At 65.7% G+C, this 23,279-nt stretch carries 24 protein-coding genes; 19 read left to right on the top strand and 5 right to left on the bottom strand.

Annotation, left to right across the window (positions count from 1 at the left end; translation table 11 throughout):
* Positions 1–63: 63 nt before the first annotated feature.
* The 19 genes from ftsH to JOE66_RS03915 all read left to right on the top strand — a co-directional run bounded on the left by ftsH (position 64) and on the right by JOE66_RS03915 (position 17,332).
* Positions 64–2,076: an ATP-dependent zinc metalloprotease FtsH gene (gene ftsH, locus JOE66_RS03825; RefSeq protein WP_205106923.1), complete on the top strand. Its 2,013-nt coding sequence runs from the start codon at positions 64–66 to the stop codon at positions 2,074–2,076.
* Between the two features lie 123 nt (positions 2,077–2,199).
* Complete coding sequence (gene folE / locus JOE66_RS03830) at positions 2,200–2,763, top strand: GTP cyclohydrolase I (RefSeq protein WP_239518464.1); 564 nt, start codon at positions 2,200–2,202, stop codon at positions 2,761–2,763.
* A 95-nt stretch (positions 2,764–2,858) separates the two neighbouring features.
* Positions 2,859–3,653 carry a dihydropteroate synthase gene (gene folP / locus JOE66_RS03835; RefSeq protein ID WP_205111580.1) on the top strand — a complete coding sequence of 265 codons (795 nt, stop codon included), beginning with the start codon at positions 2,859–2,861 and terminating at the stop codon, positions 3,651–3,653.
* 31 nt (positions 3,654–3,684) lie between these two features.
* Entirely contained in the window at positions 3,685–4,116 is a 432-nt protein-coding gene (gene folB / locus JOE66_RS03840; protein WP_307827038.1) for a dihydroneopterin aldolase, read from the top strand.
* Entirely contained in the window at positions 4,113–4,637 is a 525-nt protein-coding gene (folK, locus tag JOE66_RS03845; protein ID WP_205106929.1) for a 2-amino-4-hydroxy-6-hydroxymethyldihydropteridine diphosphokinase, read from the top strand. The genes folB and folK overlap by 4 nt, the downstream gene beginning before the upstream one ends.
* Complete coding sequence (locus tag JOE66_RS03850; RefSeq protein WP_205106931.1) at positions 4,634–5,119, top strand: DUF3180 domain-containing protein; 486 nt, start codon at positions 4,634–4,636, stop codon at positions 5,117–5,119. The genes folK and JOE66_RS03850 overlap by 4 nt, the downstream gene beginning before the upstream one ends.
* Before the next feature lie 4 nt (positions 5,120–5,123).
* Positions 5,124–5,621 carry a PH domain-containing protein gene (locus tag JOE66_RS17110; RefSeq protein WP_205106934.1) on the top strand — a complete coding sequence of 166 codons (498 nt, stop codon included), beginning with the start codon at positions 5,124–5,126 and terminating at the stop codon, positions 5,619–5,621.
* The gene (locus JOE66_RS03860; RefSeq protein WP_205106936.1) at positions 5,618–7,348 is read left to right on the top strand and encodes a PH domain-containing protein; all 1,731 of its coding nucleotides are present in this window, start codon (positions 5,618–5,620) and stop codon (positions 7,346–7,348) included. The genes JOE66_RS17110 and JOE66_RS03860 overlap by 4 nt, the downstream gene beginning before the upstream one ends.
* Positions 7,345–8,064 (top strand): Rossmann-like and DUF2520 domain-containing protein, encoded by a 720-nt coding sequence (locus tag JOE66_RS03865; RefSeq protein WP_205106938.1) that lies wholly within the window; start codon positions 7,345–7,347, stop codon positions 8,062–8,064. Before JOE66_RS03860 ends, JOE66_RS03865 begins: the two co-directional genes overlap by 4 nt.
* Positions 8,065–8,100: 36 nt before the next feature.
* Positions 8,101–9,015 carry a pantoate--beta-alanine ligase gene (panC, locus tag JOE66_RS03870; RefSeq protein ID WP_307827039.1) on the top strand — a complete coding sequence of 305 codons (915 nt, stop codon included), beginning with the start codon at positions 8,101–8,103 and terminating at the stop codon, positions 9,013–9,015.
* Positions 9,016–9,204: 189 nt separating this feature from the next.
* Positions 9,205–10,806 carry a lysine--tRNA ligase gene (lysS, locus tag JOE66_RS03875; protein ID WP_205106940.1) on the top strand — a complete coding sequence of 534 codons (1,602 nt, stop codon included), beginning with the start codon at positions 9,205–9,207 and terminating at the stop codon, positions 10,804–10,806.
* 55 nt (positions 10,807–10,861) lie between these two features.
* Positions 10,862–11,005, top strand: a complete 144-nt coding sequence (locus JOE66_RS03880) for a hypothetical protein (protein ID WP_205106942.1) — start codon at positions 10,862–10,864, stop codon at positions 11,003–11,005.
* 2 nt (positions 11,006–11,007) lie between these two features.
* Entirely contained in the window at positions 11,008–11,175 is a 168-nt protein-coding gene (locus JOE66_RS03885) for a hypothetical protein (protein ID WP_205106944.1), read from the top strand.
* Positions 11,176–11,209: 34 nt separating this feature from the next.
* On the top strand, positions 11,210–11,368 hold the full coding sequence (locus JOE66_RS03890; protein WP_205106946.1) for a hypothetical protein: 159 nt from the start codon (positions 11,210–11,212) through the stop codon (positions 11,366–11,368).
* A 78-nt stretch (positions 11,369–11,446) separates the two neighbouring features.
* The gene (locus JOE66_RS03895; protein ID WP_205106948.1) at positions 11,447–11,845 is read left to right on the top strand and encodes a DUF5684 domain-containing protein; all 399 of its coding nucleotides are present in this window, start codon (positions 11,447–11,449) and stop codon (positions 11,843–11,845) included.
* Between the two features lie 109 nt (positions 11,846–11,954).
* Complete coding sequence (locus JOE66_RS17575) at positions 11,955–13,484, top strand: DUF4214 domain-containing protein (RefSeq protein ID WP_205106950.1); 1,530 nt, start codon at positions 11,955–11,957, stop codon at positions 13,482–13,484.
* Positions 13,485–13,609: 125 nt separating this feature from the next.
* Positions 13,610–16,099 (top strand): ATP-dependent Clp protease ATP-binding subunit, encoded by a 2,490-nt coding sequence (locus JOE66_RS03905; protein ID WP_205106952.1) that lies wholly within the window; start codon positions 13,610–13,612, stop codon positions 16,097–16,099.
* A gap of 204 nt (positions 16,100–16,303) precedes the next feature.
* Positions 16,304–16,843, top strand: coding sequence for an amino-acid N-acetyltransferase (locus JOE66_RS03910; RefSeq protein ID WP_239518213.1), 540 nt, complete (start codon positions 16,304–16,306; stop codon positions 16,841–16,843).
* Between the two features lie 9 nt (positions 16,844–16,852).
* Positions 16,853–17,332 (top strand): 8-oxo-dGTP diphosphatase, encoded by a 480-nt coding sequence (locus tag JOE66_RS03915; protein WP_205106954.1) that lies wholly within the window; start codon positions 16,853–16,855, stop codon positions 17,330–17,332.
* Positions 17,333–17,476: 144 nt separating this feature from the next.
* Here JOE66_RS03915 and JOE66_RS03920 read toward each other — a convergent pair whose 3' ends face one another.
* From JOE66_RS03920 to JOE66_RS03940, 5 genes are read right to left on the bottom strand one after another with little or no spacing between them, the layout of a single operon-like run.
* Complete coding sequence (locus JOE66_RS03920; RefSeq protein WP_205106956.1) at positions 17,477–18,517, bottom strand: alpha/beta hydrolase; 1,041 nt, start codon at positions 18,515–18,517, stop codon at positions 17,477–17,479.
* Complete coding sequence (locus tag JOE66_RS03925) at positions 18,514–19,647, bottom strand: hypothetical protein (RefSeq protein ID WP_205106958.1); 1,134 nt, start codon at positions 19,645–19,647, stop codon at positions 18,514–18,516. The genes JOE66_RS03920 and JOE66_RS03925 overlap by 4 nt, the downstream gene beginning before the upstream one ends.
* Positions 19,644–20,783 (bottom strand): hypothetical protein, encoded by a 1,140-nt coding sequence (locus tag JOE66_RS03930; RefSeq protein WP_205106959.1) that lies wholly within the window; start codon positions 20,781–20,783, stop codon positions 19,644–19,646. Before JOE66_RS03930 ends, JOE66_RS03925 begins: the two co-directional genes overlap by 4 nt.
* On the bottom strand, positions 20,780–21,685 hold the full coding sequence (locus tag JOE66_RS03935; protein ID WP_205106961.1) for a hypothetical protein: 906 nt from the start codon (positions 21,683–21,685) through the stop codon (positions 20,780–20,782). The genes JOE66_RS03930 and JOE66_RS03935 overlap by 4 nt, the downstream gene beginning before the upstream one ends.
* Positions 21,685–23,262 carry a phenylacetate--CoA ligase family protein gene (locus tag JOE66_RS03940; RefSeq protein WP_205106963.1) on the bottom strand — a complete coding sequence of 526 codons (1,578 nt, stop codon included), beginning with the start codon at positions 23,260–23,262 and terminating at the stop codon, positions 21,685–21,687. The genes JOE66_RS03935 and JOE66_RS03940 overlap by 1 nt, the downstream gene beginning before the upstream one ends.
* Positions 23,263–23,279: the final 17 nt, after the last annotated feature.

Below are 23,279 nucleotides of genomic sequence, written 5' to 3' on the forward strand. Positions count from 1 at the left end.
TGTGGGCCAAGTACTTTGGTGACCAGAAAGGTGCCGGCATTGCCGCAAGAACCTAAAAGAGACATGAGCATGAAGCGTATTTTCAGGTCTCCGATTCCCTACATCATTCTGGGTGCCATCGCACTCTGGATCGGCTTCGGCCTGATCACCGGCACCGGCTTCCAGCAGGTCTCCACCCAGCAGGGCCTGCAGTTCCTCAAGGACGGCAAGGTCTCCGAGGCGCTGATCATCGACGGCGAACAGCGCGTCGACCTCACCCTTGCCGCGGCCGACGCGAAGTACGGCACCAAGGTGCAGTTCTACTACGTGGCCCCGCGTGGCACAGAGGTCGTCAATGCCGTGACCGCAGCCGCACCGACCGATGGGTTCAACGACCAGGTGCCTCAGACCAACTGGTTCCTCTCGCTGTTGGGCATCCTTCTGCCGGTGATCCTCATCGGCGCCTTCTTCTGGCTCATGCTCTCTGGCATGCAGGGTGGCGGCAACAAAGTCATGCAGTTCGGCAAGTCGAAAGCCAAGCTCGTCTCGAAGGACACCCCGAAGGTCACCTTCGCCGACGTCGCCGGCAACGACGAGGCCATCGAAGAGCTCGAAGAGATCAAAGACTTCCTGAAGGACCCGTCGAAATTCCTCGCCGTGGGTGCGCGGATCCCGAAGGGTGTTCTGCTCTACGGGGCTCCCGGTACGGGTAAGACACTCCTGGCCCGCGCTGTCGCCGGCGAGGCCGGAGTGCCCTTCTACTCGATCTCCGGCTCCGACTTCGTCGAGATGTTCGTCGGTGTCGGCGCGAGCCGGGTTCGCGACCTGTTCGAACAGGCCAAACAGAACTCGCCCGCCATCATCTTCATCGACGAGATCGACGCCGTCGGTCGTCACCGCGGTGCCGGCATGGGCGGCGGCCACGACGAGCGCGAGCAGACCCTCAACCAGCTGCTGGTCGAGATGGACGGCTTCGACGTCAAGACGAACGTCATCCTCATCGCGGCGACCAACCGCCCCGACATCCTCGACCCCGCGCTCCTCCGCCCGGGTCGCTTCGACCGGCAGATCGGCGTCGACGCGCCCGACCTCCAGGGTCGCAAGCAGATCCTCGAGGTGCACGGGCGCGGCAAGCCGCTCGCAGCTGGTGTCGACCTCGAGGTACTCGCCCGCAAGACGCCCGGGTTCACCGGCGCCGACCTGGCGAACGTGCTGAACGAGGCCGCTCTGTTGACCGCCCGCTCGAACGCGCAGCTGATCGACAACCGTGCGCTCGATGAGGCCGTCGACCGTGTCATGGCCGGCCCCCAGCGCCGCACCCGCATCATGCGCGACCACGAGAAGCTCGTGACGGCGTACCACGAGGGCGGGCACGCCTTGGTTGCCACCGCGATGAACCACACCGACCCCGTCACCAAGATCACGATCCTCCCGCGTGGTCGTGCGCTGGGCTACACCATGGTGCTCCCGCTTGAAGACCGATACTCCGTTTCCCGGAACGAGCTGCTCGACCAGCTGGCCTATGCCATGGGAGGCCGGGTTGCCGAAGAAGTCGTCTTCCACGACCCCACCACGGGTGCGTCGAACGACATTGAGAAGGCCACCTCGACAGCCCGCAAGATGGTCACCGACTACGGAATGAGTTCGCACGTCGGCGCCGTCAAGCTCGGCAACTCCTCGGGTGAGATGTTCCTCGGCCGCAACATGGGTCACGAACGGGACTACTCCGATTCCCTGGCGCAGCAGGTCGACGCCGAAGTGCGTGAACTGATCGAGGCCGCGCACGACGAAGCGTGGCAGGTGCTGAACGACAATCGCGACATTCTCGACCGCCTGGCCACCGAGTTGCTCGAGCGTGAGACGCTCGACCAGCACGACCTCGCCGAGATCTTCAAAGACGTGCGCCACCTCCCGCCCCGCCCGCAATGGCTCTCCAGCGAAAGGCGCCCTGTCTCGTCGATCCCCCCGATCGAGTTCAAGGCAGCCAAAGCGCCGATCGACCTCGGGGCAACAGACGGTGGCATCACGTCGGAACCCGAACCCGAGGCCAAGCCGAAGCGCGCTCCGCAGAGCACGCCCCGACCCGCAACTGCGTAGTCGGCGCGCGCACTCGTTGTGAACACTGGTCGCACAGTTTCCACGCGCGCCGATGCAGCCAGCCACGACGGCAGCGTCAACCGAGTCGACTCGCAGAGAGTTGAATCGGCCGTCAGGGAGCTCCTGTTGGCCATTGGCGAAGATCCGGACAGGGAGGAACTCGTGAGCACTCCCCGGCGGGTTGCCGAGGCGTACTCGGAATTCTTCTCGGGTGTGGGTGTCGACGCGTCGCACCTCCTGACAGAGACATTCCCCCTGGAGCCCGAGGCGGGTGCGGGCAGCCAACAACCCGTGCTCGTGAGGGGCATCTCCTTTCGTTCGATGTGTGAGCACCACCTTCTGCCGTTCCTCGGCACGGCACACATCGCTTATGTGCCGAGCGACCGGCTGGTTGGTCTGGGCAGGCTGCCCGCGATCGTCGACGTCATCGCGTCACGCCCGCAATTGCAGGAGCGACTGGGTGAACAGATCGCCCAGGCCATCGCCGACGGACTGGACGCCATGGGGGTGCTGGTCGTTCTCGAGGCATCACACGGCTGCGTCACCATGCGCGGCGCGCGCCAGACAGCGAGCTCGACCGTGACCATCGCCGCCAGGGGGTCGCTAGCCGAGCCCGCTGCCCGCGCTGAGATCCTGACCCTGATCGGAGCGATTCCGCTGCCCTCCGCCGAAGCGGGCACACGGTGAGTGGCATCGGCGAAGGCCTCTCGCGGAGACGAAGGCCGGCGATCGACGTTGTGCCTGCAACCTTCGAGGGGCTGCCGAAGGGTCGCACCCTCATCATGGGCATCGTGAACGTGACAACCGATTCGTTCAGCGACGGCGGGCGCTGGCTTCGTTCGGAGGCCGCCATCCAGCACGCGCTCGAGCTGGTTGCGGCAGGGGCCGACCTCATCGACGTCGGCGGTGAATCCACGCGGCCGGGTGCGAGGCGCGTACCCGTAGCGGAAGAACAGCATCGTGTTGTCCCGGTCATTCGCGAGCTGGCCCGGCGGGGGGTCGCACTGAGCATCGACACGATGAACGCGTCCACCGCACGAGCGGCGATCGAAGCCGGAGCGATCCTCGTCAACGACGTTTCAGGCACCGCTTCAGACCCGCTGATGACTCCCACGATCATCGAACTCGAAGCCCCGATCATCGTCTCGCACTGGCGTGGCCACAGTGACACCATGAATTCGCGGGCCGTGTATGCCGACGTCGTTGCCGAGGTTCGCGCCGAGCTCGAATACCAGGTAGCCGAGCTCGTGGTTCGGGGTGTGAGGATCGATCGGCTGCTGGTGGACCCGGGCCTTGGCTTCGCCAAGAACTCCGAACACAACTGGAAGATCCTCGGCCACCTCGACGCCCTCACCTCGTTCGGGCTGCCGGTCGTCGTCGGAGCGTCGCGCAAGCGGTTCATCGGTGAACTGCTGCCCGCGGGTGCTGCAATGGAGGAGAGGGATTTCGGCTCCGCCGTTGCCGCGGCGCTGGCCGCGCAGGCAGGCGCGTGGGCGGTGCGAGTGCACGACATCGAGACCACCACGGCCGCGCTGGCTGTGGCAGAGGCGTGGAAGACGGGGGCTCTCGATGAGTGAGATCGGCCGGGCATCCGCTAGTGTCGCCGTCGTGACTGATGAATTCGAGCCGGCCCAGACCCCGCCGGCCGAGACCCCACCCGCCGTGCTCGTACCCACCGAACCCGACTCGCTGACCCTCACGGGTCTCGCCGTGCAGGCGAACCACGGGGTCTACGACTTCGAGCGTCGCGACGGCCAACCGTTCGTCATCGACGTGACCGTGTGGCTGAACACCGTCGATGCGGCGTCAAGCGACGACATCGACCAGACGCTTCACTACGGTGACCTCGCGAGCGAGATCGTCGAGGCGGCATCGAAAGACCCCGTCGACCTCATCGAGACCCTCGCTGAGCGGGTCGCGCTCGTCGTCCTGATGCACGCGATCGCCGACCGAGTGCAGGTGACCGTACACAAGCCGGAGGCGCCGATCGCCGTTCCATTCGGCGACGTCTCGATCACCATCACGCGGAGACGGGCATGAGGCAGGAGAAGCTGCGCGTCACGCTTCCGGCCGTGATCGCGCTCGGCAGCAACCTCGGCGATCGGGAGGCGACACTGCGGTCTGCTGTTGCTGAGATCGAGGTTCTCGACGGTGTGATCCTCGACGCGGTCTCGAGCCTGTACGAGACCGATGCCCTCAAGCCGGAGGGCATCGACCTCTCGGCCCCCGCCTACCTGAACGCCGTCATGCTCGTTCGCTCCGCTCTCACTGCTCACCAACTGCTGGATGCCCTGCAGAGCATCGAGCAGACCCACGACCGGGTGCGCGTCGAGCGCTGGGGCGACCGGACCCTCGACCTCGACCTCATCACGTTCGCTGACCTCGAACTGAGTGACGACGTGCTCACCCTGCCCCACCCGCGTGCGTTCGAGCGATCCTTCGTGCTGGCGCCGTGGCATGAGATCGCGCCCCGCGCCACGCTGGTGGGCAAGGGCCCCATCGACGCGCTGCTGGCCAAGACGTACGAGAGCCCGCGGCTCTTCACCGGGTGGATGCGATGAAGCGCACGCGCCCCATCACCCTCGTTCTCCTCGGAATCGCCGGCGCGTTCCTCGGCTTCTTCCTCGAGGTCGCGCTCGCCTCCTCAGGGCAACCCATCGTCGCCCTGCCCTTCTCGCTCTCCATCACCCTGGTCGCCGCAGGTGCGATCGTCGTCGTGCTCGCTGTGCCGATCGCGCGCGCGATCCGGGGCACCAACCCGCGCCCGATCAACCCCTTTCGGGCGATGCGCGTCGCCGTGCTGGCAAAAGCGTCGAGCATGGTCGGTTCGCTGATCGCCGGGGTCGGCCTCGGTGTGGTCGTCTACCTGCTGTCGCGAGCCGTCATACCCGCAGTGGCCTCGCTCTGGCTGAGCATCGCCGCTGCCGTCGCCGGTGCGGTGCTCCTGGCCTGCGGGCTGGTCGCCGAGAAGCTCTGCACCCTTCCTCCCGACGACCGCAACCCGGACGACGGGCAACCCGAACCAGACAGACGACTGGGCTGAGGCAGTGAGCACTCCTCCCGATTCGAGCAGGCTCTCCTTCGAGGGCCCCTGGCGTCGGGTCAGCCCCAAATACGTCGCCGTCGAGCTTGCGGCCTCGTTCGTCACGGGACTCGTGCTGGCTGGGGTGAGCGTCTTCTTCATCGTGGTCGCAGGCGCCTGGTTCGGGTGGTGGATGCTCGGGGCCGCGGTGCTGATCACGATCATCCTGCTCGTGGTAGCCCCCCGGCGCGCCCGCGCGTACGAGTTCCAGTTGCGCGACGACGACCTGCTCTTCCGCCGAGGCATCATGTTCTTCCGCATTGTGGCGGTGCCGTACGGACGCATGCAGCTCATCGACGTCAACAGGGGGCCGCTGGGACGCGCGCTCGGGCTCAGCGACCTGAAATTCGTCACCGCCGCCGCAACAACCGGCGTCTCGATTCCCGGCCTCCCCGCAACAGAGGCCGACGAGCTCCGCGACACGCTCGTGAGGTTGGCCGAGCAGCGGCGGTCCGGCCTGTGACCAGTGGTGGGCTGCCCACGGGTGCGACGGCCAGGCTGGTCGACGGCGAGTGGCACCGCCTGCACTGGGCGTCACCGCTTCTGAAGGGCGGCTTCTGGCTGGTCGCCATCGTGGGTTTCGTGCTGGCCAACCTGCGGGAGCGGCTGGTGGAGTTCTTCATCGGTACGGGCCCGGCGAACGACGGTGGTCGGGGTGGCGGTGGAGGGCCCGGAGACAACGGTGACATCATCGCCATGGTCTACGACCGCGGCCAGACGGGGGTCGCGATCCTCGTGATCGCCGGCATACTCCTCATCGCCGTCGGATCGTTCGCTGTGGCCTGGCGCATGCACAGCTTCCGCATCGGCGCTGACGCGGTCGAGGTGCGCAGTGGCGTGCTGTTCCGGCACCACCGCAAGGCGCGGCTCGACCGGTTGCAGGGCATCCACATCACCCGCCCCCTGTTTGCACGGTTCTTCGGGGCAGCGAAGATCGAGCTCAGCGTCGCAGGCCAGGACGCGAAGGTCGAACTTGCGTACCTCGGGTCGGGGCAGGTCGATGAGCTTCGGCGCGAGATCCTGAGCAGGGCATCCGGAGTTCGCGCAGAGGAACACAGCGCCGCAGCGAATGCGGCCGGTGCGGGTGCTGTCGCTGCAGAAGCCTGGCTCGCGACGGAGTCGCACCTGACGATCGCCGGGGCGACGCCGGTGAGGGTGGATGATGGCCTCCTGCAGCGCAGAGTGCAGGAGTTGCTGGCGCCCGAACTCGACCCGGACACGGCCCCGCCCGAATCCGTCGTGAAGATCACGCCCGGCCGGCTGATCGGTTCGCTGGTGCTCAGCGAATTCACTGTCGTGCTGCTGTTGGTGATCGCAGGGCTCTTCGTTTCGACGTTGTGGGGCCACCGGTTTCTCGTGCTCTTCCTGCTGCTGCCGAGCGTCATCGGTTCGCTCGGCTACTACTGGCGGCGGTTCAGCAAGTCACTTCGCTACTCGATCGCCGGCACCGCCGACGGAGTGCGCGTCGGATTCGGCATGTTCAGCACGAGCAACGACACGCTGCCACCCGGTCGCATCCACGCGATCGAGGTGACGCAGCCGATCCTCTGGCGGCCGGCCGGATGGTGGATGATCCGCATCAACAGGGCGGGGCACGCTTCGAGCCGGAGCGGTTCGAGCCAGCCGCACACCCTGCTGTTGCCTGTCGGCCGCGCGGGAGATGTGCAGAAGGTGTTGGGGCTGTTGCTGCCCGGTACGGCGGGTCAGGAGATCCAGCAGCTCGTGCTCGCCGGGCTGTCGGCCCGCTCGGGGCAGGGTTTCGCCGACGCTCCCCGGCGTGCGTTCTGGCTCCGGCCACTCTCGTACCGGCGCACAGGTATGGCAGTGACCTCCGACGCTGTTCTGCTCCGGAGCGGCTTCATCTGGCGACGCCTGAGTGTTGTTCCTCTTGCGCGACTGCAGAGCCTTCACGTGGCTCAGGGGCCGGTACGCCGGGCGCTCGACCTGGCGCAACTGCAGTTCAATACGATCGCAGGCCCTGTGCGGGCGACTCTCGGTGTGATCGGCCGGCGCGAGGCCCTGGAAGCATTCAGAGTGCTCTCTGACAGCGCCGTACGCGCCGCCGAGGCGGATGGCTCGCACCGCTGGGCCGAGACGCGTACGCGGTCAGGAATACCCGACCCGGTCGTTCCTCTGCCGACTGCTTCGCCCACAACCACGACCACCACCACATCGGAGAGCCCGCGATGAACCCCCAGCAACGATCCGGCCGGCTCGGTATCGGCATCATCGGAGCCGGGCACGTCGGGCCCGTTCTCGGTGCGGCGCTCGCGGGCGCAGGCCACGCCATCGTCGGGGTGGCAGCCGTCTCTGAAGCCAGCAGGGAACGCGCCGAAGCGATGCTGCCCGGGGTGCCGTTCCTGGAGATTCCCGACCTCATCGAGCGCAGCGAGCTGGTGATCCTCGCCGTGCCGACCGACCAGCTGCGCAGTCTCGTCGAGGGGCTTGCCGCAACGAAGGCATGGCAGCCCGGGCAACTCGTGGTGCACACGGCGGCCGGGTTCGGCATCGAGGTGCTGGCCCCAGCCCTTGCCGCGGGTGCAATTCCGCTGGCAGTGCATCCCGCGATGGCCTTCACCGGGTCGAGCATCGACATCGCCCGGCTTGCCGGCACGTACTTCGCGGTCACGGCGCCCGGCCCCGTTCTCCCGATCGGGCAGGCCCTCGTTGTGGAGATGGGCGGAGAGCCCGTGATCGTCGCCGAACGAGACCGAGCGGCCTACGCCGAGGCGGTCGAGACGGCCACGAGCTTCTCGAGCTCGATTGTCGACCAGGCCACGGGCATCCTGGCCTCGATCGGCATGACGGCACCCGGTCGAGTGCTCGGGCCGCTTGTTCGTTCCTCGGTCGAGAATGCGCTCCTACGGGCAGCGGGGCCGGATGATGCGCTGCCGCTCGGCTCGTAGCCGGTAGCATTCATCGGGGTTACAAAAGGAGATTCGGTGTCGATACTCGCTGTTTCGATCGCAGAAGTGCGCGAACAGATCGCAGCCGCCACGCACGCCGCACGAAGCCAGGGCACCGCGAACCCTGTGGTGGCGCTGGTGCCGACCATGGGTGCGCTTCACGCCGGGCACCTGGCGCTGGTCGCCCGCGCGCGTGAGATGGCCGATGTCGTCGTGGTCTCGATCTTCGTCAACCCCCTGCAGTTCGGTGAGGCAGAAGACCTCGACCGCTACCCCCGCGACTTGACTGGCGACCGTGCGGCACTCGACGAAGCCACGGCCTCAGCCGTACCGCGCCCGGGCTCCGGCTCCTCTTCGGTCGGCGAGATCATCGTGTTCGCCCCGAGTGCCGCGGAGATGTACCCCGACGGCAAGACGCAGACCAAGATCTCGGCCGGCAATGTCGGCAACCTGCTCGAAGGCCGCAGTCGTGCCGGGCACTTCGACGGCGTGCTCGTCGTCGTGAACAAGCTCCTCAACATTGCGCGCCCCGACGTCGTGTTGTTCGGGCAGAAGGATGCCCAGCAGGTGTTCGTCGTCAGCCGGATGGTTCGCGACCTGAACATTCCCGTCGTGGTGGAGGTCGTCGAGACCGTGCGAGAGGATGATGGACTCGCGCTCTCGAGCCGGAACCGCTTTCTCGACAAGGGTGAACGACTTGCTGCCCGTGTTCTGTCGCAGACCCTCGAGGCGGCGGAGTCGGCAGCATCGAGCGGAATCGACGCCGTGATCGCCGCCGCGCAGTCGGCGAGCATGGGGGAGCCGCTCGTGAAACTCGAGTACCTGGCGGTGGTCAACCCGAAGAGCTTCCTCCCCGTCGACGACAACTACCACGGCAAGGCCATCGTCGCCGTCGCGGCTCGAGTCGGTTCGACGAGGCTCATCGACAACGAATCCGTGTACCTCGGTTGAATGCGTCACAAACCGGAATGCTGCTTCGCTTGAGGTTTCGATACGCGCCTTCGGAGCTACTCAATCAGCGTGTTCTGCGGTTCGCTGGTTGAGTAGCTGCGCGAAGCGTGGCGTATCGAAACCACCATACGTCGACGACCCGTGTGGTGCGGCACGTAAACTTGGGGCGACTTCAAGGAGCTTCTTCGCATGACCAGCAACCCCGAACATCCTGACCTCGCAGCGGCCCCCGAAGGCGGCGAGGCCAGCTCACGCATCGCCGCGGCTGACGCGCTCGCCAACGATGCGGCCGCAGAGGCAGCCGCTGCCGAGGCCGCCGCTGAGGCTGCGGCCACCAACGAGCAGCAGCTAATCCGGCTTGGAAAGCGCGAGCGACTGAACGAGAGCGGGGTCGAGGCCTATCCCGTCTCGGTGCCGATCACCACGACCATCCCGGCCGTTCGCGCGAAATACGGCGATCTCGTCGCCGACGAGACGACCGGTGACGTCGTTGGCCTCGCGGGCCGGGTCGTGCACCTGCGCAACACCGGCAAGCTGTGCTTCGTGTCGCTGCAGTCCGGCGACGGAACACGCATCCAGGCCATGGTCTCGCTCGCGCTGGTCGGCGACGAGGCGCTCGCGGGTTTCAAAGAGTTCGTCGACCTGGGTGATCACCTGTTCGTGAGCGGCGAGGTCATCTCCTCCCGTCGCGGGGAGCTCTCGGTGATGGTGGCCGAGTGGAAGATCGCATCGAAGGCCCTTCTGCCGCTACCGAACCTGCACTCCGAGCTCAACGAAGAGACGCGCATGCGCAACCGTTACCTCGACCTCATCGTGCGCGACGAGGCGCGGGTGATGGTGCGAACGCGCGCTGCCGCCGTGGCGAGCCTGCGCAAAACCTTCGCCGACCGAGATTTCATCGAGGTCGAGACCCCGATGTTGCAGACCATGCACGGAGGAGCCGCGGCCAGGCCGTTCTCGACCCACAGCAACGCGTTCGACACGGAACTGTTCCTGCGGATCGCCCCGGAGCTCTTTCTCAAGAGAGCCGTCGTCGGTGGCGTCGACCGTGTCTTCGAGATCAACCGCAACTTCCGCAACGAAGGGGCCGACTCGACCCACTCGCCAGAGTTCGCCATGCTCGAGGCGTATGAGGCCTACGGCGACTACAACACGATGGCCACTCTCACGCAGACGATGATCCAGAACGCCGCGCTCGCGGTCGCCGGTTCGCACGTCGTGACGTGGGCCGACGGCACGGAGTACGACCTGGGCGGCGACTGGGACCGCATCAGCATGTACGAGTCGCTGAGTGAGGCGGCCGGCGTGCGGATCACCCCCCAGACCACGACCGAAGAGTTGAAGGCGCTGGCTGCCCGCGAAGGCGTCGAGGTGCACGTGCCGAACCACGGCAAATACGTCGAAGAACTCTGGGAGCATTTCGTCAAGGGCTCGCTCGTGCGCCCGACGTTCGTGATGGACTTCCCGATCGAGACCAGCCCGCTCACACGCTCGCACCGCTCCCTTGCCGGGGTCGTAGAGAAGTGGGACTTGTACATCAGGGGGTTCGAGCTGGCGACGGCGTACTCCGAGCTGGTTGACCCGGTCATCCAGAGGGAGCGTTTTATCGAGCAGGCACTGCTCGGCGCCGCCGGTGACGACGAGGCGATGCGCCTCGATGAGGAATTCCTTCGGGCGCTCGAGTTCGGTATGCCACCCTCAGGAGGCATGGGAATGGGGATCGATCGCCTGCTGATGGCCCTGACCGGCCTCGGTATTCGCGAGACGATCCTGTTCCCCCTGGTCAAATGACCCCCGTGGGTGCCGCCTCGAGACCCGGTCGGCGCCCAGACGAAGAGAGAAGACGATGAGCTACGTTCCCGAAGACAAAGACGACAAGAAGAACAACAAGCCGACGACGACGCGCATCATGATCTGGGTCGGAGTCGGTGCTGTCGGGCTGTACTTTCTGGTGTCGGGCATCATCGGCATCGCCACCGGCGGTCATTGACCGTGTCGAACGACGACGGGCGTGAACCGGAGGACTCACCGGGTGCTGATGAACACGATGCGGCGGACGCCGAACAGAAACGACGTCGTCTGTTCTATGCGCGCCTCGTCGTGGCGGGCGTGGGCCTGACATTTCTGATCGTCGGCTTCGTGCAGTTCGTCACGAAATGATCGCCTCAGGTTTCAGGCGTAGTGTTGAGGCGTTATGAGTGACTTCCTGGCTGCCTGTGCTGTGCTTCTGCCGACCGTTGCCGTCGGGCTTCTGTTCTGGTTCATCATGCGGGCGATCATCCGCTCAGACAAGACGGAGCGCAAGGTTCTCGCGAAGTACGAGGCCGAAGAGCGCGCCCGGCGAGGCATGTAACGGCATCGAGCCGATCAGGCACGCGTCGCGTGGGGCCGTCGCTTCACTATGCTGTGAAGCGCAACCCCGAGGAGAACGATGACGCATGCCGTGGGCATTCTGGCCGACCAGGTGAATTACGGCATGGCCGGGAGCCAGATCTACGGGCAGGGTTTCGGCCTCGTCTTCGCCATTCTCACCGTCATCGGGCTCTGGGCCACGTTCGTTAAGGCAGGGCGGCCGGGGTGGGCCGCGATCATTCCCTTCTACAATCTCTACACGATGATCAAGATCACCGGCCGGTCGGGATGGTGGCTGTTGCTGTTCCTCATTCCGCTGGTCAACATCGTGCTCTACATCGTGATCGTCCTCGACTTGGCGGCCGCATTCCGCAAAGGGGCGCTGTTCGGCATCTTCGGGCTGTGGCTGTTCCCGTTCATCGGTTTCATGATGCTGGGATTCGGCAAGGCGAAGTTCGAGGGCACGCCGCTGTTCTGATCTGATTTGGACTGCGTCGGTTCGACTCTCCGGAATCCATCTTCTTCTGATAGGTTTCAGTTCGCGCGCCAGGGGGATCCGGCGCCTATGCGAAGAGCAAGGGGAACCAGTGAAGATCTTCACCGCGGCAGTGGCCGTCATCGTCATGGTCGGAGCGGGATTCGTCTCGTCTCCAGCGATCGCCGCAGAGAAGACGGCCGAGAAGACGGTCGGAATCACCGTCGCCGGTTCTGCTACGCACAGCGACATCGTCGCACCGCCTGCCTCACCGCCCCAGGGCGAGGTTGCTGCCACCCATCCCCTGGTTACGCCGTCAGACATCGCTACGAGTGCGAACTCGTCGACGCAGGGAAAGAGCTCCGCTTCCAGCACCGCTGCCATCGGTGGCCTCGTGACGCTCGCGTCGACGTCGGCGCCGATGGGTGCTGGCATCACCGTGGTCGCCATTCTCTTTGACGATGTCACTGGGGCGATCAAGTTCACCAGCGAGACGAAGACGGCCTCCGACGGCAGCTTCTCGATCCAGGGACTTGCGCCCGCCGACTACTGGCTCCTGTTCTATGACGCCACCAAGCCCGGCGTGCCCACGGTCCAGTGGTACGGCTCGTCAGAATTCGACCCCTACGGTTCTGCCATTACTGTCGCCGACGGGCAGTCGGTCGACGCAAGCTGGGCGCTCACCCTGTCGGGCGAGGTTCTGGGCGCCGTTTCGTGTGAGGGTTGCGATGCGCCGCCGGCCTCGGCCGATGTGATCGTCTACATTGCAAAGTTCGACCCGGCGCGCAACGACTGGTTCAACGTCGCAAGCGCACAGCCCGATTCTGCCGGAAGGTACGACGTCCAGGTTCTGTACCCCGGCTCGTACTACTCCTATGCGAGATTCAACGGCTCGAGCGATTTCAGCAATCTCGGTTTCTCTCGTGACTACACCGTCAACGCGCGGTCAGCGGTCTCAGCAGACGTCATCATTCCCCGGCTGATCGCGCCGGTCTCCGGTGTGCAACCCGCCATCAACTCCGTCGTGAATGCGCTGTACTTCGACTTTCTCACCCGCTTTCCAAGTGCCCACGACGTCACCTTCTGGAACGGGCAGTTCGCTGGCGGTTCTGATCCCGGAGCGGTTGCGACCGGCTTCGTCACGAGCGACGAATACCGACTGATCCGTATCAACGCGGCCTATGAGACGATTCTCGGGCGTGGGGCTGACCCGGCGGGCCGGCTCGACTGGCTGCACTGGATGCAGCAGGGTCGTATCACGACCGACGACATCGAGACGTCGTTCTACGCGTCTGACGAGTATTTCACCAAGCAGGGTGGTACGAACACCGCGTTCGTGAATGCCCTCTACCAGACACTCCTTCACCGCGGGGGAACGTCGACGGACTACGCCTTCTGGACGAAGCTCGTTCAGCAGCACGGTCGCGCCTGGGTCATTGCGCAGTTCTGGGACTCGACCGAGACGATCTCCGAGCGCGTGAGCCTGATGTACGCGCACTACCTCGGTCGTACACCCGACCCCTCGGGACTTGCCACCTGGGTCGGACTTGCGCTCCAGATCGGCGACTCCGGCCTGCGTGCCGGCCTCACCGGTAGCGACGAATACTTCATTCGCTCGCAGTACCGCTTCTCCGAGCACTAGGGGTATGGGCTCGCCGGGGGCAACTGCAATCTGCCCACGGCGAACAGAGCAGTTTCGGTGGCCCGGCGTCGTTAACATTTAGATACCGGCTACCGTCACACTGCCCCGGTACCCAAGGAGTCAGCATGTTTGAGAGATTTACCGACCGTGCCCGCCGTGTCGTCGTTTTGGCCCAAGAAGAAGCCAAGATGCTCAACCACAACTACATCGGCACCGAGCACATCCTGCTCGGCCTGATCCACGAGGGTGAGGGTGTCGCCGCCAAGGCGCTCGAATCCCTCGGCATTTCGCTCGACGCTGTGCGCGAGCAGGTGCAAGACATCATCGGCCAGGGCCAGCAGCAGCCGACGGGTCACATTCCGTTCACGCCCCGCGCGAAGAAGGTTCTCGAACTGTCGCTGCGTGAAGCGTTGCAGCTCGGGCACAACTACATCGGCACCGAGCACATCCTGCTCGGCCTCATCCGTGAGGGCGAAGGTGTTGCCGCCCAGGTTCTGGTCAAGCTCGGGGCCGACCTCAACCGTGTTCGTCAGCAGGTCATCCAGCTGCTGAGTGGGTACCAGGGCAAGGAGGCTGTTGCTGTGGGAGGCAACGAGCAGGCTCCCGACAAGGGGTCTCAGATTCTCGACCAGTTCGGTCGCAACCTCACGCAGGCTGCGCGCGACAACAAGCTGGACCCGGTCATCGGGCGCGAGAAGGAGATCGAGCGCGTCATGCAGATCCTGTCGCGCCGATCGAAGAACAACCCCGTGCTGATCGGTGAGCCCGGCGTCGGCAAGACGGCCGTTGTCGAGGGCCTCGCCCAGGCGATTGTTCGAGGCGACGTTCCGGAGACGCTGAAAGACAAGCAGCTCTACACGCTCGACCTCGGGTCGCTGATCGCCGGCAGTCGGTACCGCGGCGACTTCGAAGAGCGCCTCAAGAAGGTCACGAAGGAGATCCGCACCCGCGGCGACATCATCACCTTCATCGACGAGATCCACACGCTGGTGGGTGCAGGCGCAGCAGAAGGCGCGATCGATGCGGCGAGCATCCTGAAGCCACTGCTCGCCCGAGGTGAGCTGCAGACCATCGGCGCCACCACACTCGACGAGTACCGCAAGCACTTCGAGAAGGATGCGGCGCTCGAGCGCCGGTTCCAGCCGATCCAGGTCGCCGAGCCGTCGTTGCCCCACACGATCAACATCCTGAAGGGCCTGCGCGACAAGTACGAGGCGTTCCACAAGGTGTCGATCACCGACGGCGCCATCGTCGCGGCGGCGAATCTGGCCGACCGCTACGTCGCCGACCGCTTCCTGCCCGACAAGGCGATCGACCTGATCGACGAGGCCGGCGCGCGTCTGCGTCTCTCGATCCTGTCGGCCCCGCCGGAGCTTCGTGAGTTCGATGAGCGCATCGCGCTTGTTCGTGGCCGTAAAGAGGCCGCGATCGAGGAGCAGGACTTCGAGAAGGCCGCGTCGCTGCGCGATGAGGAGAAGAACCTCCTCGGCGAGCGACTGAGGCTTGAGAAGAAGTGGAAGTCGGGTGACGTCAAGGCGTCGGGCATCGTCGACGAGGGGCTGATCGCCGAGGTGCTGGCCCAGGCCACGGGCATCCCGGTCTTCAAGCTCACCGAAGAAGAGTCCAGCCGTCTCATGTTCATGGAGAAGGCCCTGCACCAGCGGGTCATCGGGCAGGAAGAGGCCATCGCGGCCCTGTCGCGCACGATCCGCCGCACGCGGTCGGGCCTCAAAGACCCGAAGCGCCCCTCAGGCTCGTTCATCTTCGCCGGCCCCACGGGTGTCGGTAAGACCGAGCTCGCCAAGGCACTCGCGGAGTTCCTGTTCGACGATGAGAACGCGCTCATCTCGCTCGACATGAGTGAGTACGGCGAGAAGCACACCGTTTCGCGCCTCTTCGGTGCCCCTCCCGGGTTCGTCGGTTTCGAAGAGGGTGGCCAGCTCACCGAGAAGGTGCGCCGCAAGCCGTTCAGCGTGGTGCTGTTCGACGAGATCGAGAAGGCTCACCCCGACATCTTCAACTCCCTGCTACAGATTCTGGAAGAGGGCCGGTTGACTGATGGACAGGGTCGCGTCGTCGACTTCAAGAACACCGTGATCATCATGACGACCAACCTCGGTACGAAAGACATCACCGGGTCGCCGATCGGTTTCCAGTCGCAGACGAACGTGTCGACGTCGTACGACCGCATGAAGGGCAAGGTCAACGAGGAGCTGAAGAAGCACTTCAAGCCCGAGTTCCTGAACCGCGTCGACGACACGATCGTGTTCCCGCAGCTGTCGAAAGAGGAGCTGCTGCAGATCGTCGACCTGTTCATCGGCCGCCTGCGCGATCGCCTTCTCGACCGCGACCTGTCAATCGAGCTGTCGCTCGCTGCGAAGGAGCGCCTCATCGAGGTCGGGTTCGACCCGTCCCTCGGTGCTCGCCCGCTGCGTCGTGCCATGCAGAACGAGGTCGAAGACCGCTTGTCTGAGCGCATCCTCCTGGGTGAACTCAACGCGGGCGACAAGATCTACGTCGACTTCGTCGAGGGCGAGTTCACCTTCCTGACGACGTCGCCCGAGCCCCTTGCAGCCATCACGGCTGAGGCCGCCGGGGCTGCTGCGATCGACTAGCACGTCACGAACCACGGATGCCGGGCATCCGTCGCTCACGAGAAGGGGCCGACCACCCACAGTGGTCGGCCCCTTCTCGTGAGCAGGGTGGAAGAAAGTGACGCGAACTGTTCTCTCTCCCTCGGGGTGCAGCTGTTTGCGCCACTTTCTCCTTCGAGGCGGCGGCGTTTCGCGAATGGGGCGCCGGGCTGGGAGGATGGAGGGATGACCAGCGCAGATATGTCCGCCGCCCGCCCCGAATCAGGGGCAATCACGGTACGGCGCGCGCGCACGAGCGATGTGCCGTGGATCCAGCGCTTGGTGGAGCCGCTCGTGCAGGAACGCATTCTGCTCGGCAAGGACTCTGTGGTGTTCTACGAAGCGGTGCAGGAGTTCCGCATCGCGGTCGACGCAGACGGCACTCCGATCGGTTGCGGCGCGCTTCACGTCTTCTGGGAAGATCTCGGCGAAGTCCGTACCCTCGCGGTCGACCGCGGCTGGCTGGGCAGGGGCGTCGGCCACGCGCTGCTGGATGCGATCGAGAACGACGCCCGCGAGCTCGGCCTCTCGCGCTTGTTCTGCCTCACCTTCGAGGTCGCGTTCTTCGAGCGGCACGGTTTTGTGGCCTCCCCCTTGGCGCTCGTCGCACCCGACGTCTACGCCGAGCTGGTGCGTTCACCCGACGAGGGTGTCGCCGAGTTCCTGGACCTCGCGCGCGTGAAGCCGAACACTCTCGGCAACACGCGCATGCTGAAGCACCTGTAGAGGGCTGGTATGGCGGGCTACCAGGTGTGCGTCTGTTACCTCACACGCGAGCGGCCGGATGGTCGCCGCGAGGTGCTGCTCGGCCGCAAGCTCACGGGGCTGGGCATCGGCAAGGTCGTCGGCCCGGGCGGCAAGATCGAGCTGGGCGAGAGTGCGCGCGAGGCAATCGTTCGGGAGGTCTGGGAGGAAACGGGCATCCGAGTCGCCCCGGACGACCTGAGGGAGGCGGGGTACCTGCGCTACGAGTTCCCGCACAAGCCTTCGTGGAGCCAGGATTCGACGGTGTTCGTGTGCGAGGTGTGGGAGGGTGAAGCTGTAGCGTCGGCCGAGCTTGTCCCCGAATGGTTCGCCCTCGACGAACTGCCGGTCGCGGAGATGTGGGACGACGCGAAGCACTGGCTGCCGCGAGTGCTGGGCGGCGAGCGTGTCGACGCGTGGTTCTCGTTCAACGCCGACAACGCGACGGTCGCCGATTCGCTGATCCAATGAACGGATGATGCGCTGGTTGAGTAGCGGGGCGCAGCCTCGCGTAGCGAAACCCCAAACGCGTGGGGGTTTCGATACGCCGCTGCGCAGCTACTCAACCGGCGTCGAAACCGAGGTTCGTGGGGGTTTCGATGCGCCGATGCGCAGCTACTCAACCAGCGTGGATGGGTGCGGAGCCGAGAGGAAGCGGCTGAGGAACTTCACGAGGTCGTCGGTGGCGCGGTCGGCCGTTGACCTCATGATCAGCGGGTACGTCACCCAGCCGTGGGGCGCACCGGGATAGGTGATCAGCTCGACATAGGTCTCGGCCTGCTGAAAACCACGTGCATAGGCGACGCCCTGGTCGCGCAGAACGTCGTGCTCGCCGACCTGCACGAGAGTGGGCGGCAGCCCGGCGAACGAAACCGCCCTGAGTGGCGCAACCCGGATATCGCTTCGCTCGGGCGCCGACTCGTCTGAACCGAGGTAGTAGTCGAAGAACGCAGCCATGTCGTCCCTGTGCAGAACGGGCTTGTCGGAATTCTCGCGCATCGACTCATCGTCGAGCGTCGTGTCGGTCACCGGGTAGATCAGCCCCTGGGCGGCGATGGGTGGGCCCGAGCGGTCACGGGCCAGCAACGTCAGCACGGCCGAGAGGTTGCCGCCCGCGCTGTCGCCGATCACTGCGAGGCGATTCGGGTCGACACCGAGCTCCACATCGTTGGCAGACACCCACTCCAAAGCGGCGTAACAGTCGTCGACTGCTGCGGGAAACGGATGCTCGGGGGCCAGCCGGTAGTCGACGGCTACCACGACCGCTCCCAGCCGGGCCGCCACCCTGCTGGGAAGCCAGTCGCACATGTCGAGCCCGCCGAAGAGCGTCCAGCCGCCGCCGTGCAGATAGATCACGACCGGCAGTGGCGCGGGAGGGAGGCCCGCCGAGGTATCTCCCGATGCCCGCGGTCGGTAGATGCGCACGGGGATGGTGTGACCGTTCAGTGACGGCACAGACCAATCCTCTACCGTGGTGCCCGGTTGACGGGAACCGAAGAGCATCCGGCGAACCGGCGCCGGCACGTGCCGCATCGTCTGGTTGTGGGCGATGTCTGCCGGGCTCATTGTGGCGATGTGCATCGAGCGGAAGCGGTCCATGAACCAACCCCAGGCGCGAACGCGCGCCGGGATCGGGGTCGGCATCGACTTCGTCATGACACGACGTCTGTCAGGCGCGGTGACCGTGGCACCTCGCCGCTCGGCACGCCCACGCTGAAGACGGCCAGCGCCACGTCGCTCCGGCCGAGCGAGAGGCGTTTTCGCAAGAGCCCATGCGCGAGTGGCGAGTCGATCAGCTCGGAGTGCGGTGACACCGCGAGCCCCCGGGTGAACGCGTGCAGCCAGAGGCGCTGCAGAACGCGCCCAGCGTCGAGCACGTCGGGCTCGGCGATGCCGATGCTGCTGTCCATCGCAGCGGTGACGCGGGGCGCGTCGTCGAGAGCCGCGAGACGCGCATTGGCGACAAGCACGAGATGCGTCGGGGAGTCGGGTGAACTCTCGGCGAGCGACAAGGCGAGGGGTCGGAGGCTCCGGGCCCGCTCGAGCGACTCTGAGGCCCCGCCGATGACGCCGGCTACACCCAGCAGCGGGTCACGCAGGTGTCGTCGCCGCGTGGCAGGGGCCGCCAGCCTCGCCAGGGGCCGCGGCAGGCCGAGCATCACATCGGTCATGCCGTCGAGCCGGTATCTCGGGTGTTTCGGGTCGAGCCGCAGCCACGAGAGCAGCTCCTTCGCCACGCTCGGCCGCGATGCGGTGAACGCGATGCCGAGCCGGCTGAGGTACGCCATCGCCCGGTCGTCGAGCCGCCGAACACTCAGCCACGGTGGCAGGTCGACGTCGACGAGGTCGTCCCAGGTCTCCGGATGCCCGGCGAGCCGCCCGCGGAACACACCCCTCTGGCGAACATCGTCGGCGCTGAATGGTGAAGTTCCAACCGGCGAGCCCGTGCCGGCCTCACGCGGCCGGAGCGTCACCCTCAGCACTGGCGATGACGGGTCTGCCCGCCCCACCACCGGTAACTCCTCCAGCCGTTCGAGGGCGGGGAGCGCCTCGACGGAGACATCGAACCTGAGCTCAGAAGCGCCGATTGCGAAACTCTCGACCCAGGCGCCGAGCGCGAGCACGACGTCCCGAAAACTGGGGTCGCCCGCCGGCAGGGTGCGGCTGGGCACGACCGAGACCTCCACCGACGTCTCGGAGACGATGCGGGCAGACCACGGTTGCGTGTTGTGCGCCGATGGCGCGCGGCTCGCCAGCAGAATCAGGTCGTCGAGCAGCGTGCTCATCGCAGTCCCTTCCGGTAGAACGTGTAGCCGTGCAGGGGGTGACCGCCGAACCGGGTGTACTGGGCCGTCGAGGCAAAATTACCGCGTGCCACATAGGTCGATCGAAGTCGCGAATAGCCCGCCTCGGCGAGGTTCGCCTGCAGCTGGCGGCTGAGCAGCGTGAGAATGCCCTGGCCCTGCCGGGTGGGTTCTGTTCCCTGGATGACGAGCACAGCATCCGTTCGGTATTTCTGGCGCGTGAGCAGCAGCTGCACCTGCCGAAGGCCAGAGAGACGGCCGCCCACCTTCTGCACGAACCCGGTGATGTCGGGGATGACCAGCACAAATGCTACGGGCACGGATGATCGGGCATCCCTGGCCAGCAGAAGCAGCTTCTCGTCGAGCAGGAAGGCCAGCCCATCGGTGGCGGCCGCCATCTCTGCCGGGGTGATCGGCGTGTAGTACGGCAGCTGCTCGAACGAGGAGTTCAGCAGGGTGAGCAGTTCGGGGATGAGCCGCGACACGCGCCGCCTCGAGCCGTACTCGAGTACGAGCCCGGCCTCGGCCCACTCTGCCGCGCGAGGAGCGACAGCATTCGCTTGCGCGACATCGACGACCCAGGTGTCGGCCTCGCCCCAGCGCTCGAAGCCCTCAGCCTCGTAGACGAGGGGAACCCACTCCTCGTTCCAGGCCGAATCGATGAATCCGCGCTGTTCGAACCCCGAGGTGATCACGCCGCCGGCCTGGTTCGGCAGCAGGGTGACCGGGCCGAAGAGCGCGTCGAACGGAGGCGATGATGTTGTTACCGCGCCTGTGCCTGTGGAGGCGGCATGCGCAGTGAAGTATTCGAAAAGCGCGCTCGCCGCTTCGCCGTCGCGGAACTCGGTCGCGCCGAAGAGCAGCAGCTTCTCGCCGAGCTTCGCGTCGAGTCGCGCATCGGTGTGCAGTGTGCTGCGGCCGACCACCTCGCCGCCGGCGTCACGGGCGATGACGAGTTCGACTGGTTCGGGGTGGGGGCTGGTTCCCCTGTGCCACGACCGGATGCTCGACTCCAGTAACGGCACAGCCAGGTCTCGCGGCTGCACACGCAGCGGCATGGCGATGAACTCACGGAGTTGTTTCTCGCTGCGGACCCGTTCGACCGTGACCGCGTTCATCGCTCGTCACCCCCCGACGATGAGGCTGCCGCGGGTCCTGCGGCCGACGCTTCCGTGCCAGGCAATGCGGCTCCTGTCGTCACGTCTGTCGATGCAGTGTGGATGCGGATGTACCCGCCTGTTCCGTTGCGGGTGCCATCCGTGATCCACTGCATGAGCTGGCGGTGGGCCGGGAGCCTCGCGAACGCCAGAAGGTCGTCGCGGCCCGCGAAGAATGCCAGGGTGCCGAGCGTGAACGGGGCCTCCCAGTACACGGTGTGCCACACGTAGCCGCGAAGGTGTTTCATGCGGGCGACCATGGGGTACCATGTGCGCGACAGCACCAGCCAGGAACCGAGCCCGCGGTACTTCGTCGCACCGATGAACATGGCGTGGGCATCGCTGAGCGGTCGGGGCTCGTGTGTGGTGCGGCCGGAGGAGGGGTGTGATCGAGTCGACCCCGGCGCCGCCACCCGGGGCGGGGTCGTGCCGTGGGCCTGTTCAGTAGAGGTCGGAGTGAAGTGCTCGATGTGGGCCATGACGTTCGACTCCGCACGCCAGACTCCGTTGCTGTAGCCGCTCGGCTCGGCATTCAGCACTCGGGTCCGCCATCCGCCGTGCTCTGCAGCACGAGGTTGCGGTGGAGGTGAGCTCGTGGCGGAGTGAGTCCCGGCCGTGTTGTTCAGTGACTCCGCAAAGACGGTGGCATCACGTGCCGTGGCGAAGCAGACGATCGCGCCGGACGTGCGCTCGCCACCGCGGCCACTTCGCCGGAACGACGTCAGCCAGACGAATCCCGCCGCGCCGCGCGCACTCCTGACGACCGAGCGCCCGCTCGCTCCGGCACCTCGCGTGTGTTCGACGATCAGGATCGCGCCGGCCCTTGCCTGTGGCGGTGCCTTCGAGAAATCGGTGGTCCGCATCAGGCGGCCCCCCGATCATCCGCGTCCACCAGGTAAACATTCTTGATCTTGCTAGACCCGCCGGCGAACACCCCGGTGCCGTGCGGGTGCACCTCGATGCGCACGTCGGAGGCGGTCGGGTCTTCTTCGAGCGACTGCGCGATGTCTCGCGACACGCTGGCCAGATGCGCGAGCACTCCCGCAGCGGATCGCTCCCGCAACTCGGCGACGGCCTTCTCGTCGAGCTCGGCGTCGGCCCGCAACTGCAGGTGGATGACCGGCCGCTGTTCGAGGTCGCCGATGTCGAGCAGGCTCAGTTTGAACGACTCGATCGCGTTGGCGTGGGGGTTGTTCTGGTACAGGCCGTTCTCCACATCGAGCGGGTAGATGTTCGCGCCCATGTAGGAGATCGTCGAATCCTTACGGCCGAAGAGCAGCACGAACGGCAGCTTCATGCGCTGGATGGCGAAAGCCCGCTCGAAGGCAAGGGCGAGGCGCGGAAACTGGCTGACGTAGCCCTGCATCTCGGGGAACGTGACGATCGAGGCCTCGTCGCCGATGTTGTAGCGCACCTTGGGGCTCATGATCGCGGTCGAGTTGAGCGTGACGAGAAGTTCACCGGCGTCGGTGGTCTCGAGGTAGGTCTCGAGCGGGTTGTACTGGAAGATCATCGGGGTGCGTTCTTCGCCATCACCGAGCACGAGGGTGCGCAACGCGGGATTGGCCACCAGGCTCCGGCGCAGCCACACCGAGAGGTCGCTCTCGCCCGCCATGCCGATGGTCAGGTCAGAGGCCCCGTACCCCGAATACACGCGAGAGAAGCGTTTCTCGATGTAGTCGCGGAGGCCCTCGGTCAGCGCTTCGCCACCGACGAAGCCGTTGAGGTCGTGGGCGTCCCAGTCGAAACCTTCGGCATCGAGCCGGTCACGCAGGTGCTTGAGAAAGGGCGGGTAGGCGCTGATGAGATAGGTGTAGCCCGGCCCGAAGTGACGCAGGGTGTCGACGATCTTGTCGATGTCGGGGCCGGTGTTCTTCACCATGGCGACCTTCGACATGGCGAGCCCTGTGTTGGTTCCGGTCGCCCAGGCGCCCATCGAGAAGGCATTGATGCAGAACAGCTTTCGAGAGCCGAAGAGCAGGGTGATGTAGCCGGCCACGTTCTTGTGCACGGTCGCGAGTTCCTGTTTGGAGCGCATCCAGTTGTAGGGCTTGCCGCTGGACCCGCTCGACTCGTCGACGACCGTGCCAACGGTGACGATCTCGCCGTTCCAGCACCTCGAGGCCTCCGGGTAGCGGTCGACGTACTCCTTCTTCGAGGTGGGCGAGTAGGCGCCCAGCCTCCACCAGCGAAACCGGAATCCGTTCTCGTTCTGGTACTGCCGGTACGCCGGCACGTCGAGATAGGCCTGCTGGCAGATCATCCATGCGTTGATTCGCGCGAAGCGCTCGAATGACGGCTGGTAGTGCCGCGCGGTGAAGCGCCAGAGCGCCGGGTGCAGGCGATAGACGCTGTAGAACGCCGTCACCCCGGCCGTGGCGACGCGGAGTGCGGCCTGACGCAGCTGCTGCCGGCGAAGCGGAACGGGTTGAGTGAGCATGGTTCACATTATCTCGC

It is taken from the genome of Subtercola frigoramans (assembly GCF_016907385.1).
Classification (GTDB): Bacteria; Actinomycetota; Actinomycetes; order Actinomycetales; family Microbacteriaceae; genus Subtercola; species Subtercola frigoramans.